The organism is Janibacter sp. HTCC2649 (assembly GCF_000152705.1).
Taxonomy (GTDB): Bacteria; Actinomycetota; Actinomycetes; order Actinomycetales; family Dermatophilaceae; genus Knoellia.
Genome location: NZ_CH672413.1, coordinates 1,310,015 through 1,325,847 on the forward strand (window position 1 = coordinate 1,310,015; position 15,833 = coordinate 1,325,847).

Here is a 15,833-nt window from a genome sequence, read left to right on the forward strand (position 1 = left end):
CCTCACCGCACTCCGTCCGGGCGTGGAGACACCGTGCGGCCGCCATCATCGCCAACAAGCCGATCGAGCTGCGCACCCGAAGCGAACAAGAGTTCGCCGGCTACCGCGCTGCACTCGACGACCTGTTCGCCGGGGACTGGCGCCCCCTGAACGTCGGCCTGATTCTTCACCTGCACCGGCTGCTGTTCGCAGAAACAATGACCACCGGTGGGAGTTTCAAGGCGAGCGACAGTCTTGTCGTCGATCGGTCTCCCGACGGAGTCCAGGCCGTCCGCTTCAAGCCCGTCCCTGCCGCTCGCACCGAGTATTGCGCCGCCGACCTCATCGACCGCTATGCCGATGCCGTCAAGACGAACCAACACCACCCAGTGCTCCTCGTCGGCCTTTCGTCCTGGATCTGCTCATCATCCACCCGTTCGAAGACGGCAACGGTCGCGTGGCACGCGCCCTGACGAACGCCCTTCTCGCCGAAGCCGGCTATGGAGTGGGCCGCTACGTGTCGCTCGAACAGCTCATCGCCGAAACTGCGGACGACTACTACCGGGCGTTGCTCGACTCAACCCATGACTGGGACGACCACGCCAACGACCCGTGGCCCTGGCTGAAGTACTTCAGCCAGCTCCTCGCTCAGGGCTACGCCCGTTTCGCTGAGGGTGTTGCCGCCGATAGGTCTGGAGGCACGAAAGCGGAACGCGTCCGCGAGCACGTCTTGCGGCATGGTGCGACTGTCTTTGCGATCTCCGATGTCAGAGCCGCGCTACCCGGGATCAGTGATCCGACCATCCGACTCGTCCTCAATGAGCTGAAGGACGAAGGGCTCGTCAGGCCGCAGGGCACAGGGCGCTCCGCCGTGTGGCTGCGTGTGGCCACGTAGGCCGCTCCCGCTCGCCGTGGCCGAATTGGCGTGCGGTTGTGGGTAACGTCCCCTCATGACTGAAGCGTGGAGCGTCCTTGACGACGAACGAAGGGTCAGTGGAGCCGCAGCAGCGGCCCTCGTGACCGCGAACGTCGACGACAGCCAGCTGACGACCTGCTTTCGCAGCGACCTCGGCCGGCTTCTGGTGGTCGTGTCGAACGGCACCCGTTCGATGGTCGTGCTGATGAAGGGTGAGGGCGACCCCGGGGAGCACGCCGTGTCGCCCGACGCGGCCGGCTCCAGCGACGGGTACGTGCTCGAGAACGGACAAGAGGACTCGTACGAGAACGCAGACACTGTTCCTGTGGCTGACGCGCTCGAAGCAGTGCGTTCCATCATCGATTCCGGCCGACCGCCGGGCGGATCATCGTGGAGCGTCGATCGCTGAGGGCTCAGCAGTCTTCCACGATCATGACCATCACTCGATGGGCCTCGTCGCGAAACTCCCCGAGGTCGAACGTGGCCACTCCCTGCCGGCCAGCGGTTGCGGCACCTCGAACGCCTCTCCACCCAGAAATTCCGGGTGTGCGTCATCGCAGGGCTGGCGATGCGACGGCTGGGGCATGCCCCAAGTATTCAGGGCGCGGCCGTCGCATCGGGGATGGTCAGCACGTGCTTCCACCGAAGCGACCGTGGCAGTAGCGTTGGTGCACGGCGTTCGGCCGGTTTGCATCCAAGGAGGTTGCGATGGCTGTTCCTTCACCCGTGGCTCCGCCGCGGCTTCGCATGATGAGTCCTCTGGACCTTGACGAGCACCCCACGCGTGCTGTGCGTGACCACGTGGTCGCGCTCGCAGGGTTGGTCCTCTTCTGCGCGGTGGTGTTGCTCATGGGCCGTTGACCGCTGACTGAGGAACTCCGCGAGAACTGGCCCTGTCAGCCCGCTTGAGCGGGCCCTTCGAGGCGCTCGACGCGCTCGCGGGCGACGTCATAGGCCTCGTCGAGCGCGTGGTGCAGAAAGGTGATGAGGTCGGGCACTTCATCGGCTGAAAGCCGGAAGGTGCTGATGCACACGTTGTTTCGCCACAGCGAGAGGACGACGACCTGCTGCTCCTGGTGCCAAGTCGCGCGAAGCGAGCGGCCATCACCGCGCACGTCGGGCAGGACCATCCCAGTTCGAGTCGTGCGCTCCAGGGCCATGTGTCATTGTGACCCCGCCCATCACAATCCACCAGACCCATTCCCGCCCCTCGGCTGGGGCGACACGTGCGCCCGTTCCCACCGTCGCCCCCCGGAGGGTGGCGGCATACTCGCTGCATGACCCAGCCAGTGCTGCTCGGCGCCTCACGGTCCATCATCGACGGTTCGGCCGAGTGGCCGATCCACGGCCTGCGTCATCGTGCCGAGGGCCAGACCAGCGGTTGGTACGTGTGGTCCGGCGAACTCTCGGACGCAGACGACTTCTTCCAGCCGTGGCACCACGAACACTTCCTCGAGCAATGGCCCGAGCTTGCCCACCTGCTCGACCTCCCGCCCGGATCTCGGTTCCTCGTCGCCCCGGGGCACGAAGACCACTGGGAGGACCCCGCACTGCTCGACGTCTGACCTGTTCACCGGCAGGAGCCTGCTGGGTGAGGGACGGATCAGACCGCTGGGGCCCGAGCAACGTCGTAGGGGTCCCAGTCGAGCCTCCAGAAGGCCTCCAACCCGTTCTCCGAGATGAACTCCCGCTCGACCGCGTACGTCGGGTACATGCCCACGACCACGATCGGGAGATCGTCGCCGACGTCGACTGTTGCGTCGTCCGGTCCGAAGGCCAGAGGATCAAACACGACGAAGCCATCGAGGGAAGAGCCAGTAGCCACGGGCTCCCCGAAGTTGATCGTGTCGCCGTAGCCGAACGGACAGTCGTGCCGCAGCTGCTCGGCGAGGTAGGCGATGGCGAGAACCCATGCTGGATCATCCGACCGCACGCTGATCGACAGCTCCGGACGGCCCAGACGCCACGACTCCTGACGCGTCAGGGACAACCCGTAGGTCACCCCCAGGAGCAGCCCGTCTTCCGGCATGTCCCGATAGCCGATTGCCGTCAGGCCCTTGTGCCCCGACGCCGTCGCCTCGATCGGCCAGAACTGCGGCTCAACACCCCCGCTCAGTCCGTCGAGGTGCGCGAGGAACCTCTCCACCCGTGTGCTCACGCCTTCATCCTGCCGCCTCCGAAGGGCACGGCGTTCCAAAAACCCTCCCGAGCAGGGACCAACTTCACCGCAGCCACGGCGTCCGTGTGAGGACCGTTTTACGCAGGGGAAACAGTTGAACCACCGTCCCGAAACGGCGCGTCCATAACGTCGGCGACATGCTTCAGGCACCGGACACCAAACAGCTCGTCGTCGTCGGCGGCGGCATGGTCGCGCGTCGACTCATTGACGCCCTCCGCTCCCGCGATGAGTCCGGGCAGTGGGCGGTGACCCTGCTCTGTGAGGAGCCGCGTGCCCCCTACGACCGCGTCGCCCTGACGTCCTACTTCACCGGACGCCACCCGGAGGAGCTCGCCCTCGGTGGCCAGGAGATCTGGGACGACCCGCTCGTCACCCTCAAGCGCGGCGTCAAGGCCGACAGCATCGACCGCGAGGGACGGACGGTCACCACCAACGGTGGCGCCGTCCTCCCCTACGACGCTCTCGTCCTGGCCACCGGTTCGTATGCCGCGGTGCCGCCCGTGCCGGGCAAGGACCTTCGCGGTGCGTTCGTCTATCGCACCATCGACGACGTCGCCGACCTACGCGCCTATGTGGAGAAGCGCCGCGAGGAGCTCGACCGCCCAGTGCGCGGCGCCGTCGTCGGTGGCGGACTGCTGGGGCTCGAGGCCGCGGGAGCCCTCCAGGCACTCGAGGTCGAGTCCACCGTCGTCGAGTTCGCACCTCGCCTCATGCCGCTGCAGGTCGACGAGGGCGGAGGCGAAGGACTCAAGCGCCTCATCGAGGGCCTTGGCGTCAGCGTGCGCACGTCCACCGCCACCTCCAAGATCGTCGGCGACCGCGGGACCGTCTCCCGCATGGAGTTCGCCGATGGGCCGGCCCTCGACGTCGACGTCGTCATCTTCGCCGTGGGCGTCCGACCCCGTGACGAACTGGCTCGTGAATCCGGTCTCGAGGTCGGTGAGCGCGGTGGCGTCATCGTCGACGACGCCTGTGCCACAGCCGATCCCGCGATCTGGGCCATCGGCGAGGTCGCCAACATCGGCGGTCGCTGTCTCGGCCTGGTCGCCCCCGGCTACACGATGGCCGAGATCGTCGCCGACCGCCTCCTCGGCGGCGAGGGCACCTTCCCTGGCGCCGACCTGTCGACCAAGCTCAAGCTGCTCGGCGTGGACGTGGCCAGCTTTGGTGACGCCTTCGCGCAGGAGCCGGGCAACCTCGAGGTCGTCATCTCCGACCCCGTCGGCGGCGTCTACAAGAAGCTCGTCATGTCCGATGACGCCCGCACCTTGCGTGGCGGCATCCTCGTCGGCGACGCCAGTGCATATGCCGCGCTCCGCCCGATGGTGGGCCGTGAGCTGGGAGGTGATCCTGCGGCATACCTTCTCCCCGAAGGAGCGTCAGCGGCACCGATGGGAGAACTTCCCGAGGACGCGACGGTCTGTTCGTGCAACAACGTCACCGCGGGCGCGATCCGGTGCTCGGTGACCGAGGGCGACTGCACCGACCTCGCCGGCGTCAAGGCGTGCACCCTGGCTGGCACGAGCTGCGGCTCCTGCCTCCCCCTCGTGAAGAAGATCGTCACCACCGAGCTGGAGAAGTCCGGCATCGAGGTGAGCAAGGCGCTGTGCGAGCACTTCGACCTCTCGCGTGCCCAGCTCTTCGATGTCGTCCGCATCCAGGAGCTCGCGACCTTCAGCGACATCATCGCCACCCATGGACGCGGCCGCGGCTGCGACATTTGCAAGCCCGTCATCGGCTCGATCCTCGCCTCACTCGGCACCGGCCACATCCTCGAGGGCGAGCGAGCAACGTTGCAGGACACCAACGATCACGTCATGGCCAACCTCCAGAAGGACGGTTCCTACTCGGTCGTGCCACGCATTCCCGGCGGCGAGATCACCCCAGAGGGGCTCATCGTCATCGGCGAGGTGGCCAAGGACTTCGGCCTCTACACGAAGATCACCGGTGGCCAGCGCATTGACCTCTTCGGGGCCCGCATCGACCAGCTCCCCAAGATCTGGACGCGCCTCGTCGATGCCGGTTTCGAGTCGGGTCACGCCTACGGCAAGTCGCTGCGCACCGTGAAGTCCTGCGTCGGCTCGACCTGGTGCCGCTACGGCGTGCAGGACTCCGTTGGCCTCGCGATCGCCCTCGAACTGCGCTACCGCGGGCTGCGTTCGCCGCACAAGATCAAGCTCGGCGTCTCGGGCTGTGCGCGCGAGTGCGCCGAGGCGCGCGGCAAGGACGTCGGCATCATCGCCACCGACAACGGGTGGAACCTCTACGTCGGCGGCAACGGCGGCTTCACGCCCAAGCACGCGCAGCTCCTTGCCGAGGACCTCGACACCGAGACCCTCGTCCAGGCCATCGACCGCTTCCTCATGTTCTATGTCCGCACGGCCGACCGACTCCAGCGCACGGCCGCCTGGGTCGACGACTACGAGGGTGGCCTCGACGCCATTCGCGCGGTCGTCCTCGACGACTCATTGGGCATCGCCGCCGACCTCGACGCCGCGATGGTGACGCACGTCGACGGCTACGAGGACGAGTGGGCCGCCGCCCTCGCCGACCCCGAGAAGCTGCGCCGCTTCGGCTCCTTCGTCAACGCGCCCGACCACGCCGACGACTCGCTCGCCTACGTCGCCGAGCGCGGCCAGGCCCGACCCGCCACCCCGGATGAGCGCACCAGCGGCGTACTCATCGCCGGGACGACCCTGGAGGTCCGCCGATGACCATCGACGCCGCAACGCACGAGATCACCCTCGCGATCCCCGCGTGGATTGCCGTGTGCCGCCTCGACGACCTCGCGCCGGAACGGGGGTCGGCCGCCCTCGTGGGCGGTGAGCAGGTTGCGCTCTTCCGCACCCATTCAGATGACGTGTATGCCGTCCAGCAGCTCGATCCGTTCTCCGGCGCCTTTGTGATGTCTCGCGGAATCGTGGGGACGCGAGGTGACGCACCGACGGTCGCGTCGCCGATGTACAAGCAGGTCTTCGACCTGCGCACCGGCGAGTGCCTCGATGCCGTGGGCAAGGAGCCGCAGTCGCTGCGGTCCTGGCCGGCGGAGGTGCGCGACGGTGTCGTCCACGTGGCCCGTCCGCAGTCCGACGAGGAGCTGTCGACATGACCACCCTCATCGGTGTCGACCTGGTGGGCCGCTCAGTTCTTGTTGCGGGCGGAGGGCCTGTCGCCGCGACGAAGGCGGCTGCACTGGTTGCTGACGGAGCCCTGGTCCACGTCGTCACGCCGATCGTCTGCGAGGCCATGCTCGACGTCGTGGACGATTCCGCGGTGACGTGGAGCCAGCGCGAGGTGGCGCTCGCTGACGTGGACGGCACGTGGTTCGTCGTTGCGGCCACCGCTGACTCGTCCGTGGACCGCGGTCTGTGTGAGCGGGCCACCGCTGCACGGGTTTTCAGTGTCTGCGCGGGCGCGTCCGAACACGGCACGGCGCGCAATCCTGCGGTCACCGACCACGCCGGGGTTCGGGTGGGCGTCGTGTCGACCGGCCGACCGGACCCCGCTCGAGTCGTCGCCGTCCGCAACGCCTTGGCCGTCCACCTCGAGACAGCCGACCTTGACCTGCGCGCCCGCCGTCGTCAGTCGGCGACGAAGGGGCGGGTCGTGCTCGTCGGAGGCGGCCCCGGCGCCATGGACCTCATCACCGTTCGAGGGCGTCGGGCTCTCGCCGAGGCGGACGTCGTCGTCACGGACCGGCTGGGCCCGATCGAACTGCTGCGGAACCTCCCGGTGAGCGTCGAGATCATCGATGTCGGCAAGACCGCTGGCCACCACCCCGTCACCCAGTCCGAGATCAACCGCATCCTCGTGGAGCAGGCCCAGCTCGGGCGCACCGTCGTGCGCCTCAAGGGAGGGGACCCGTTCCTCTACGGCCGCGGCGGCGAAGAAGTCCTGGCCTGCCGCGAAGCCGGGGTGGCCGTCGAAGTCGTCCCCGGCGTGAGTTCAGCGCTGAGCGCTCCCGGTGCGGCCGGCATACCCCTCACGCACCGTGGAACGGTCGGAGCCGTGCACATCGTGCACGGCCACGAACGGATCGACACCCACGCGCTGTCTTCGGCTGCCACGGAGGCGGCCACGCTCGTCGTCCTCATGGGAGTCCGGCTGCTCGCCGACCACGTGCGCGACCTCGTTGCCCACGGCGCACCGGCAGACCTGCCCGTCGCGGTCATCGAGGATGCGACGACTGCGCGTCAGCGGGTCACGACGGCTGCCCTGAGCGAGATCGTCCGGGTCGCTGCCGACGCCGAGGTGCGCGCTCCGGCCGTCATCGTCGTGGGCCGGGTCGCGGACCCCGCGCTCCTCGCCCCCCTCGGTCGGGCAGGCTGACCGCGTGACCGCTGCCAGAACTCCCCCGACCCTGAGTCAGGTCATGACCGGGTGCGTCGTCCTCGTGACGGCGGATCGGCGCTCGGGCGAACTCTCCTCGGCGCTCGTCCGTCGCGGTGCGACAGTTCGTCACGCTCCCGCCCTGACCATCGTTCCGCACGAGCACGACGACGAGCTGCTCGTCGCCACCAAGGAACTCATCGCCCTCCCGCCGGACGTCGTCGTCGTCACCACGGGCATCGGGCTGCGCGGCTGGATCGAGGCTGCTGATGCGGCTGGTCTCGCCGACGACCTGCTCGTGGTGCTCGCTCGTGCCCGGATCATCGCCCGTGGTCCCAAGGCACGCGGTGCCATCCAGGCCGCCGGACTCACCGCCGACTGGGTTGCCGAGTCCGAGACGTCGGCCGAGATCCTCGAGCTGCTGCTCGATGAGGGCGTCACGGGTTTGCGCATCGCGGTGCAACACCACGGAGCGGGTGCCGACGGACTCGACACCGAGCTCGCCGCCGCCGGAGCCGATGTCGCCAGCCTCGTCGTCTATCGGTGGGGGCCGACGCCCGACCCTGCGGCGCTGGCGCAGTCGGTGCGCGATGCGGCTGCGGGTGAGATCGACGCCGTGGTCTTCACCTCGGCGCCGGGGGCTCACGCCTGGCTGGCGGCAGCCGACGCCGAGGGCGTCACCGACGGGATCGCGGCCCGCTGCGCCTCCGGCTGCCTCGTTGCAGCCGCTGTCGGACCCGTGACCGCAATTCCACTGCAGGACAGAGGGATTGAGCCGATCGTTCCGGACCGCGGACGCCTCGGCGCCTTGGTGCGTCGACTCGTCCACCACTACGAGGTGGCGCAGTCCTCGGCGGTCCTCACGACCGCGGGTCACCTGCAGGTCCGTCGCACCGTGGCCCTGCTCGACGGGCACGTCCTGCCGTTGTCACCCAGCGGCCTCGAGGTGTTGCGACTCCTCGCCGACGCCAAGGGTGACGTCGTCTCGCGGGCGGACGTGCTGGCCGTGCTGCCGGGCGACTCCACCGATCCGCATGCCGCCGAGGTCGCGATCGGCCGACTGCGCGACGCCGGCGGACGCACCCTTGTCCAGACCGTCGTCAAGCGCGGCTACCGCCTCGGCCTTGGGTAGGCCGCGCCGACCCTCAGGTGATCTGGAGTTTGGGGCCTTAAGCACTGGTCACGGCGACAACCGTCTTGCCGTCCGCGAGAAGGGAGTCGAGGAGCCCGTCGACGACGTATCCCACGCGCTCTCCAAGTGAGCCGCCGGCCGACGCTCGCCGAAGCGCCGGACCGTGCAGGCGAGGATCTCGCCGCGTCATTCGTTGGGCTCAAGTCGGCCCGCTCCTGAGCTCCCGGAGGCTCGTCGCTCCTGCCACGGCAGGAACTCTGGCAGGTCCCTGCTCACCTTCCCCGTGAACTGGGGCGTGCGCCGCTCGAGGAAGGACATCACGCCCTCGATCGCATCGGGGTTGGCCGAGCAGCTGGCGATGAGGTGGGAGTCGAGGTCGAAGGCGGCCTCGGGAGAGGCGAGCGGGCTCATCCGGTAGAGCGCCTGACGGATGACGGCCGTCGACACCGGCGCCGTCATCGAGACGAGTTCGGCGGCCAGCTCGTGTGCGCGGGCAAGGACCTGATCGGGCTCGACGACCTCGGTGACGAGGCCGGACGCGAGGGCCTCGTCAGCCTTGATGAGACGGCCCGAGATCATCCAGTCGAGGGCCTTGCCCATGCCGACGAGGCGGGGCAGGAACCACGTGGACCCGCCCTCCGGATAGATGCCACGACGCGAGAAGACGAAGCCGAACCGGCTGTCGGTGGAGGCGATCCGGAAATCGGCGGGCAGGGTCATCGTCGAACCCACTCCCACTGCAGCGCCGCGCAGGGCCGCGATGACCGGCTTCTCGAGATAGAAGAGGGGACGCGTGACGCGGGTCGCCGGCTCGATCCAGGCGTTGGACCCCTCGTCGATCCCGTCGGCCTCCGTCACGTTGAGGCTCCCGCTGGTGAGGTCGGCCCCGACACAGAAGTTCTCCCCTACCCCGGTGAGGATGACGACGCGGACGTCGTCGTCTGCTCCCGCGCGCTTCACGGCATCGGCCAACTCGTCCGCCATGGTGAGGGTGTAGCCGTTGCGCGCCTCCAGACGGTTGAGAGTCACCGTGGCCACGTGATCGCGCACGTCGTAGGCGATCTGGGTGTACATCTGGGTGTCGGTCATGGGTCCTCTTCATCGAGACGGGTGTCAGAGCACCACCTTCTCTTGGGACGCGACAACCATCAATAGCCCCCAACTAGGGTGGGAACGTGCGGCCACGGATCGTCGGCGAGACCGACTTGCTCGAACAGCTCCTCGAAGCGTTTGCCGACCTCGGGTTCGATGGCACGTCGGTGCGCGCCCTTTGTCGGCACCTCGGAGTGAGCCACAACCTCGTCCACCAGCGCTACCAGTCCAAGGACGCCGCGTGGTTCGCGGCCGTGGACCATGGCTTCGGGCGCCTCACCTCCAGTCTTGACGAACCGATCGACTCCGCGGAGCCGTTCCAGACCATGCGCACGATCATGTTGCGCTTCATGGACGCGACGATCGAGCAGCCGGCCCTGGCTCGGATCATCCAGCAGGAGGCCGCGCACCCGGGCCCGCGCTTTGACTACATGTTCGACAAGTACATCAGCGGCGTGCAGCTGCGGGTCAACGAAGCTGTCGGCACGGTCCAGGAGGCAGGCCTCATCCGCCCTGGGCCGGTGACCACTGTGTGGTTCTTCGCCGTCATCTGGGGACTTGGCGGACTTGCCGCCAACCAGAAATTGGCCGGCGAGGTCGGCAGGGAGGGCGAAGACCCCTTCGAGGCGACTCGCCTCGCGGTCGAGATCTTCCTCGACGGTCTCCGCCCTCCGCGCCCCTCTGCCTGACGTCAGCCGGTCGTCGACGGGCCTCGCAGGAAGACCTGCATGCTGCCACCGACTTGGAGGTCGACCGTCGTGCACTTGGCCTTCGCATCCACGACGGCGCTGGTCGGCCAGTGGTGCAGGGCTCCGAGCGCCTGCTTGGTGATGGCTTCGGCCTCGGGCAATGACAGGCACTTCTCGGAGATGCCGACGCGAAGGGCATCGGCCACGTCATGCATGCCGCCGTCACCCGCGTCCGACGGCACGGAGGTCGAGCTCGGCGTCGGCATCGGACCGTTGGACGGACTCGAGATGCCGTCAGGACTGCCCATGATCAGAACCTCACCCGTCGGAGGGTCGTAATCCATTGAGGCGCATTTCGCACCGGGCTCGAAGGCCTGCTGGTTGACCTTCACCCCCGTGAGCCCCAGCCGAGCCAACTCAGTCGTGACAAAGGCCGCTGCCTCCTTCTCACCGAAGCATTTGCTGTTGCCACCGTCCACATAGTCCCCAAGCGAGGCCCTCAGGATCATCCGCTGATCCGCATCGGCTTCCACCTCTGGTGCGGCCCCCGCGTCCGTCGGAACCTTGTCCCGTGGAGTCACGTAGGTCTTGCCGCCGTACGTGAATACGACCGGATCCGTGATTGATGGCTGGCCAACAAGCGCCTGGTACTTCTGGCAGTCGGCGATCGGATCCGCGGACAGGACCGGCCCACCAGATGTCACCTTGGCGACGTCGGGCGATTGCGGATCCACCCAGGTTGTGAGGCAGTTGACACCTCCATCGTCGCCTCCGCCTGCGTACCATTTGTCGTAACCGGCGTATGCCGCTCCGCCGCCGACGAGGGCGACCGCCAGTCCCCCTGCGGCCAGCGCTCGCCTCCCCCGCCGAGCGGTCTTGCCCTGTGCGTCTCGTGTCGTCATGGTGATCCCCTCTCGCAGGGCCCTGAAGGCCCGCTCGTCAGTGCGGGTGAGGTCGGCCAGCCCCGCGGGGTCGGCAGCGCGCAGGGCCCGCATGACGTCTGAGCCCCTCCGCTCCACGTCGTTTCCCTTGGTGGTCATCGCGCCTCCTCTGCACTCATACGCACTGGTGTGCGTACATCAAGGACATGTCCGGATGTCGTATTACGTTGCACTGCAGGTGAATTCACTTCTCGGTCAGGCTCTTCAGGAAGCTCGTCCATGAGCTTCTCGAGCCGCTTGCGGGCGCGGTGCAGCCGCACCCGCACGGTCGCGCGACTCAGCCCCATCGCGACCGCGATCTCGTCGCGCGCCAGCTCCTCCCACGCGACGAGGCGCAACAGCTCCTGGTCGTCCTCGGGCAGGCCTCGCATGGCGCGGACGACCGGCGCCTCTTCAACCAGCTCGAACACCGGCACGACCTCTTCGACGAGGTGATTTCTCAGCCGATCCGCCAGGGCGACGCGACGTCGCTCACCGCGGTGGTGGTTGGCCAGCACCCTCCGCGCCACCCCGAACAACCACGGCCGAGCCTCATCCCCCGCCGGTACGTCGTCGAGCCGACGCCACGCCACGAGGTAGGTCTCCGCGACCACATCGGCAGCCTCGCTGGGATCGGCAACCCGGCGCACGGCATACGCAAGCAGTGGTAGTCGGGTGCGCTCGAAGAGCGCGGTGAACCGCTCCTCCGGTGATGCCATCTCTCCCCCATCGTCAGGTGCTCCTACCCACCACGTGTCCGGCACCCGGCGCAGCGTTACACCCTCCCCCGCAACCCAGATGTAACGCAGGGTGACGGCCACCGCAACCGGGCTCCGCCATGATGACTCATGGCCGCAGACCGACACCGCGACACCGTGAGGGTGCTCGACTTCCCCACGCCACAACGCCACGTCCTCGTGGTGGGAGGCGGGGTGGTGGCTGCCGCTCGCGTCGACGCCCTCGCCCAGAGCTCGCACGCCGTCACCGTCATTGCGGCGACCCTGTGCGACGACATGTTCGACCTGTTGGCGGAGCGACGGATCACGTGGGAGAACCGCGCCCCACGCCCGAGCGACCTCGACCGGGTCTGGCTGGTCCACGCCGCAACGGGCGACGCCGCGCTCGACGCCCAAGTGCGCGGGTGGGTCGAGGCGCGGCGTCAGTGGCGGCTGCTCAGCGGCGGGCGCCACTCCAGCTGAGGTGGTACTTGCCGTCGTCGCACGCCAGGCCGCCCTCGCCGAGGTCGAGCGGACGGAACGTGTCGACCATGACCGCCAGCTCGTCGAAGTACTCCGCACCGATCGACGCCTCCGCGGCGCCCGGCTGCGGGCCGTGGGCGTGACCACCCGGGTGCAGTGAGATCGAGCCCTGCCCGATGCCCGAACCCTTGCGAGCCTCGTAGTCGCCGTCGACGTAGAACATGACCTCGTCCGAGTCGACGTTGGAGTGGTAGTACGGCACGGGGATGGACAGCGGGTGGTAGTCGACCTTGCGCGGCACGAAGTTGCAGACGACGAAGTTCCAGCCCTCGAAGACCTGGTGCACGGGCGGCGGCTGGTGCACGCGACCGGTGATGGGTTCGTAGTCGCTCACGTTGAAGACATACGGGTAGAGGCAGCCGTCCCAACCGACGACATCGAGCGGGTGGAACGGGAGCGTGTGAACGGTCCCCACGATGCCGCCACTGCTCGCCGGCCCCGAGCCGCGGTGCTTGATGTAGACCTCGGTCTCGGCACCTTCCTTCTCGCCGATGTCCTCGGCCAGCAGCGGGCCGTCGGGCGTGCGCAGGTCCCGCTCGCAATAGGGGCTGTGCTCGAGGAGCTGGCCGTACTTGCTGAGGTAGCGCTTCGGCGGCGCGATGTGGCTGTTGCCCTCGATCGCGTAGGCGCGCAGCGGGTTCTTGGCCGACCCCTTGGGGATCCAGCGGTGCGTCGTCGCCCTGGGGATGATGATGTAGTCGCCCTGGGTGAGCTCGAAGGCGCCAAAGATCGTCTCGACCCGGGCCGCGCCGCGCTCGATGTAGACGCACTCGTCGCCAATGCCGTTGCGGTACCACGGGCTCGTGGCGCCGGCCACGGCATACGAGATCCGCACGTCACCGTTGCCGAGCAGGAGCCGCCGACCCGTGACGACGTCGGTCTTCTTGATCGTCTTGGCATCGGGAAAAAGCGCGTGCGGCTGCAGGTGCAGCGGCTTGAGGGGATGGTTCGGCGTCGTGGACAGGTCACCGATCTCCCACACCCGCGCATCGACGATCGTCGACGGGATGTTGCGGTGATAGAGCAGGGACGAATCCGACGAGAAACCCTCCTCGCCCATGAGCTCCTCGTAGTACAACTCCCCGCTCCTGCCACGCCCGGCCGGTCGCCGGTGCTGCGTGTGCCGCTTGGGCGGGATGTTGCCCATCGACTGGTAGTGCGCCACTTGATCTCCACCTCACTGTGAAAAAAAGAGTCGAATTCCGCGGTCGTTCGGTCGGTGAGGACAGCCTAGTAGCGTGTCCGGCATGTCAACGGCGCCCACCGCCCTGCTCGCAGGGCTCATCGACGATGCCGCCGTCTTCCCCCCGGGGAACGCGCCGCTCGACATCGCCGTCGCGCGCCACCGTGGTCACCGCAGATCGGCGTATGCCGCCCTCATCGGTCCGTTGCTCGTGCCGGCTTCCGATGTGGAGAGCCTCACGGGCGAGGCCCGTTCGGGCACGTCCGGGCCACTCCAGGTGTCACTGATCGCGCGACCCGGCGTGGACCCGTCGGTGGTCGTGAGCGCGATCCAGCGGCTGTCCTCCGAAAGTGCCGTGACGGCAGTGGGCGCGGAGCTCGGGTGGTTCCCCGGGTGGCGCAATCTCCCCGTGGACCGCCTGCCGCTCACCCTCGAGATCCCTCGTGGCGCCGACCGGGACCGCGCACTGGAGGACATCCGCGCGGGCATGGACGAGGGCGGGCACCTCGTCCAGGCGAAGTTCCGCACGGGCGCCACCCCCTCGTGGGCCTGGCCCGACGAGGCCGAGCTCGCCGCCTTCATCCACGACAGCGCACGCCTCGGCGTCCCCTTCAAGCTCACGGGTGGACTGCATCACGCCGTGCGCGCTGAACACGACGGCGAGCCGCAGCACGGTTTGCTCAACGTCCTGCTCGCGGTGCACTCCGCCACCCACGACGGTGCGCTGGTGGCGGTTGAAGCCCTTCTGGCACAGCGCGATTCGCAGCTGCTCGCCAATGCCGTCCTCAACCTCGACGACGCGGACGCGACCCGCCTGCGCAGTCTCTTCACGGCATACGGCTGCTGTGAAGTCACCGACCCGATCGGTGAGCTCGAGACGCTTGGCCTTCTTGATCTGGACCCCAATGAGGAGAACCCTTCATGACCTGGCTCGACCTGCCCGCCGACCACCCCTTCGGCATCACCAACCTTCCCTACGGCATCTTCTCGACCGGTGACGCCGCGCCACGGGTGGGCACTCGCATCGGGGACCACGTCCTCGATCTCGGAGCCTGTGCCGAGCAGGCCGGCATGGAGTCGTATGCCGTGTGGCAGGAGCCGAGCCTCAACGCCTTCCTCGCGCTGGGCCGCCCGGCCTGGTCAGCGGCCCGTGAATGGATCGTCGACGTCCTGACCAACCCGGCCCGGCGCGACTGCGTCGAGCCGCACCTCGTCGCGGTCGATGACGTGACGATGCACCTGCCGATCGAGGTGGCGGACTACGTCGACTTCTATGCCAGTGAGCACCACGCCACCAACGTCGGGCGCCTCTTCCGGCCGGACTCGGAGCCGCTGACGCCGAACTGGAAGCACCTGCCGATTGGCTACCACGGACGCTCCGGGACGGTCGTCGTCTCAGGGACCGATGTCATCCGGCCGACCGGTCAGCGCAAGCCTCCGACGGAGCCGACTCCGGTCTTCGGGCCGAGTGTCCGGCTCGACATCGAGGCCGAGCTCGGCTTCATCGTCGGCGGCGCCACCGAGTTGGGTTCGCCTGTCTCCGTTGCTGATGCAGACGATCACCTCTTCGGCGTCGTGCTGCTCAACGACTGGAGCGCCCGCGACCTGCAGGCGTGGGAGTACGTCCCCCTCGGCCCCTTCCTCGGCAAGTCGTTCGCGACCACTATCGCGCCGTGGGTCATCACGACAGAGGCGCTGCGGGCTGCGCGTGTTCCGCTGCCGGGCCAGACCGAGCCCACTCCCCTGCCCTATCTCCGGGGCGAGGCGACGGACGACGGCGCGAGCACGGCCTACGGGCTCGACATCACCTATGAGGTCGAGTGGAACGGCACGGTGGTGTCCCGCCCGACCTTCCGCTCGATGTACTGGTCACCCACCCAGATGGTGGCCCACATGACGGTGAACGGCGCGACCCTGCGCGACGGCGACCTGTTCGGTTCGGGGACGATCTCAGGGCCGAACGAGGACGAGCGGGGTTCCTTCCTCGAGCTCTCCTGGGGCGGTCAGAACCCGGTGACCCTGGACGACGGCTCGACTCGCACGTTCCTCGAGGACGGCGACACGGTCATCCTGCGGGCGACGGCCCCGGGCCCGGACGGCACCACGATTTCGCTCGGCGAGTGCGTCGGGACGATCCGCCCCGCCCGCTGACCCA

19 protein-coding genes and 1 pseudogene are annotated in these 15,833 nt (G+C 68.2%); 13 read left to right on the forward strand and 7 right to left on the reverse strand.

Annotated features, from left to right (window positions below):
- Positions 1-2: 2 nt before the first annotated feature.
- Positions 3-365 (reverse strand): hypothetical protein, encoded by a 363-nt coding sequence (locus JNB_RS21855; RefSeq protein WP_192808026.1) that lies wholly within the window; start codon positions 363-365, stop codon positions 3-5.
- On the opposite strand from JNB_RS21855, the pseudogene JNB_RS21860 reads away from it, so the two are divergent.
- The 4 genes and pseudogenes from JNB_RS21860 to JNB_RS21460 all read left to right on the forward strand — a co-directional run.
- Positions 308-436: pseudogene (locus JNB_RS21860) on the forward strand (hypothetical protein); the annotation flags it as partial. The gene JNB_RS21855 and the pseudogene JNB_RS21860 sit on opposite strands and share 58 nt — an antisense overlap.
- On the forward strand, positions 437-874 hold the full coding sequence (locus JNB_RS21865; RefSeq protein WP_009775566.1) for a Fic family protein: 438 nt from the start codon (positions 437-439) through the stop codon (positions 872-874). It begins immediately after the preceding pseudogene.
- A gap of 55 nt (positions 875-929) precedes the next feature.
- Entirely contained in the window at positions 930-1,304 is a 375-nt protein-coding gene (locus JNB_RS06220) for a hypothetical protein (RefSeq protein WP_009775567.1), read from the forward strand.
- Between the two features lie 299 nt (positions 1,305-1,603).
- Positions 1,604-1,756 carry a hypothetical protein gene (locus JNB_RS21460; RefSeq protein ID WP_158306124.1) on the forward strand — a complete coding sequence of 51 codons (153 nt, stop codon included), beginning with the start codon at positions 1,604-1,606 and terminating at the stop codon, positions 1,754-1,756.
- Between the two features lie 35 nt (positions 1,757-1,791).
- Here JNB_RS21460 and JNB_RS06225 read toward each other — a convergent pair whose 3' ends face one another.
- On the reverse strand, positions 1,792-2,055 hold the full coding sequence (locus JNB_RS06225; RefSeq protein WP_148232335.1) for a hypothetical protein: 264 nt from the start codon (positions 2,053-2,055) through the stop codon (positions 1,792-1,794).
- Positions 2,056-2,172: 117 nt separating this feature from the next.
- Between JNB_RS06225 and JNB_RS06230 the strand changes: the two genes are divergently transcribed.
- Positions 2,173-2,460 carry a hypothetical protein gene (locus JNB_RS06230; protein ID WP_009775571.1) on the forward strand — a complete coding sequence of 96 codons (288 nt, stop codon included), beginning with the start codon at positions 2,173-2,175 and terminating at the stop codon, positions 2,458-2,460.
- Positions 2,461-2,498: 38 nt separating this feature from the next.
- Here JNB_RS06230 and JNB_RS06235 read toward each other — a convergent pair whose 3' ends face one another.
- Positions 2,499-3,053 (reverse strand): suppressor of fused domain protein, encoded by a 555-nt coding sequence (locus tag JNB_RS06235; protein WP_040883627.1) that lies wholly within the window; start codon positions 3,051-3,053, stop codon positions 2,499-2,501.
- A gap of 158 nt (positions 3,054-3,211) precedes the next feature.
- Between JNB_RS06235 and nirB the strand changes: the two genes are divergently transcribed.
- From nirB to JNB_RS06255, 4 genes are read left to right on the forward strand one after another with little or no spacing between them, the layout of a single operon-like run.
- The gene (gene nirB / locus JNB_RS06240; protein ID WP_009775573.1) at positions 3,212-5,788 is read left to right on the forward strand and encodes a nitrite reductase large subunit NirB; all 2,577 of its coding nucleotides are present in this window, start codon (positions 3,212-3,214) and stop codon (positions 5,786-5,788) included.
- Complete coding sequence (gene nirD, locus JNB_RS06245; protein WP_009775574.1) at positions 5,785-6,183, forward strand: nitrite reductase small subunit NirD; 399 nt, start codon at positions 5,785-5,787, stop codon at positions 6,181-6,183. The genes nirB and nirD overlap by 4 nt, the downstream gene beginning before the upstream one ends.
- A complete protein-coding gene (gene cobA, locus JNB_RS06250) occupies positions 6,180-7,403 on the forward strand; it encodes a uroporphyrinogen-III C-methyltransferase (RefSeq protein WP_009775575.1) in 1,224 nt (407 codons plus the stop codon). The genes nirD and cobA overlap by 4 nt, the downstream gene beginning before the upstream one ends.
- 43 nt (positions 7,404-7,446) lie before the next feature.
- Complete coding sequence (locus JNB_RS06255; protein WP_009775576.1) at positions 7,447-8,535, forward strand: uroporphyrinogen-III synthase; 1,089 nt, start codon at positions 7,447-7,449, stop codon at positions 8,533-8,535.
- Positions 8,536-8,721: 186 nt separating this feature from the next.
- Here the strand turns inward: JNB_RS06255 and JNB_RS06260 are convergent, their stop codons facing one another.
- A complete protein-coding gene (locus JNB_RS06260; RefSeq protein WP_009775578.1) occupies positions 8,722-9,624 on the reverse strand; it encodes an enoyl-CoA hydratase-related protein in 903 nt (300 codons plus the stop codon).
- Between the two features lie 86 nt (positions 9,625-9,710).
- On the opposite strand from JNB_RS06260, the gene JNB_RS06265 reads away from it, so the two are divergent.
- The gene (locus JNB_RS06265) at positions 9,711-10,316 is read left to right on the forward strand and encodes a TetR/AcrR family transcriptional regulator (RefSeq protein ID WP_009775579.1); all 606 of its coding nucleotides are present in this window, start codon (positions 9,711-9,713) and stop codon (positions 10,314-10,316) included.
- A 2-nt stretch (positions 10,317-10,318) separates the two neighbouring features.
- Here JNB_RS06265 and JNB_RS06270 read toward each other — a convergent pair whose 3' ends face one another.
- Positions 10,319-11,356, reverse strand: coding sequence for a hypothetical protein (locus JNB_RS06270; protein ID WP_009775580.1), 1,038 nt, complete (start codon positions 11,354-11,356; stop codon positions 10,319-10,321).
- Positions 11,353-11,955 (reverse strand): RNA polymerase sigma factor, encoded by a 603-nt coding sequence (locus tag JNB_RS20885; RefSeq protein WP_009775581.1) that lies wholly within the window; start codon positions 11,953-11,955, stop codon positions 11,353-11,355. Before JNB_RS20885 ends, JNB_RS06270 begins: the two co-directional genes overlap by 4 nt.
- A gap of 129 nt (positions 11,956-12,084) precedes the next feature.
- Between JNB_RS20885 and JNB_RS06280 the strand changes: the two genes are divergently transcribed.
- Positions 12,085-12,435 (forward strand): NAD(P)-dependent oxidoreductase, encoded by a 351-nt coding sequence (locus JNB_RS06280; RefSeq protein WP_009775582.1) that lies wholly within the window; start codon positions 12,085-12,087, stop codon positions 12,433-12,435.
- On the opposite strand, the gene JNB_RS06285 is transcribed toward JNB_RS06280, so the two are convergent.
- On the reverse strand, positions 12,410-13,660 hold the full coding sequence (locus JNB_RS06285) for a homogentisate 1,2-dioxygenase (protein WP_009775583.1): 1,251 nt from the start codon (positions 13,658-13,660) through the stop codon (positions 12,410-12,412). The two genes, JNB_RS06280 and JNB_RS06285, sit on opposite strands and share 26 nt — an antisense overlap.
- Positions 13,661-13,742: 82 nt before the next feature.
- On the opposite strand from JNB_RS06285, the gene JNB_RS06290 reads away from it, so the two are divergent.
- Both JNB_RS06290 and fahA read left to right on the forward strand, forming a co-directional pair.
- Entirely contained in the window at positions 13,743-14,603 is an 861-nt protein-coding gene (locus tag JNB_RS06290; protein ID WP_009775584.1) for a hypothetical protein, read from the forward strand.
- Positions 14,600-15,829 (forward strand): fumarylacetoacetase, encoded by a 1,230-nt coding sequence (gene fahA / locus JNB_RS06295; RefSeq protein ID WP_009775585.1) that lies wholly within the window; start codon positions 14,600-14,602, stop codon positions 15,827-15,829. Before JNB_RS06290 ends, fahA begins: the two co-directional genes overlap by 4 nt.
- Positions 15,830-15,833: the final 4 nt, after the last annotated feature.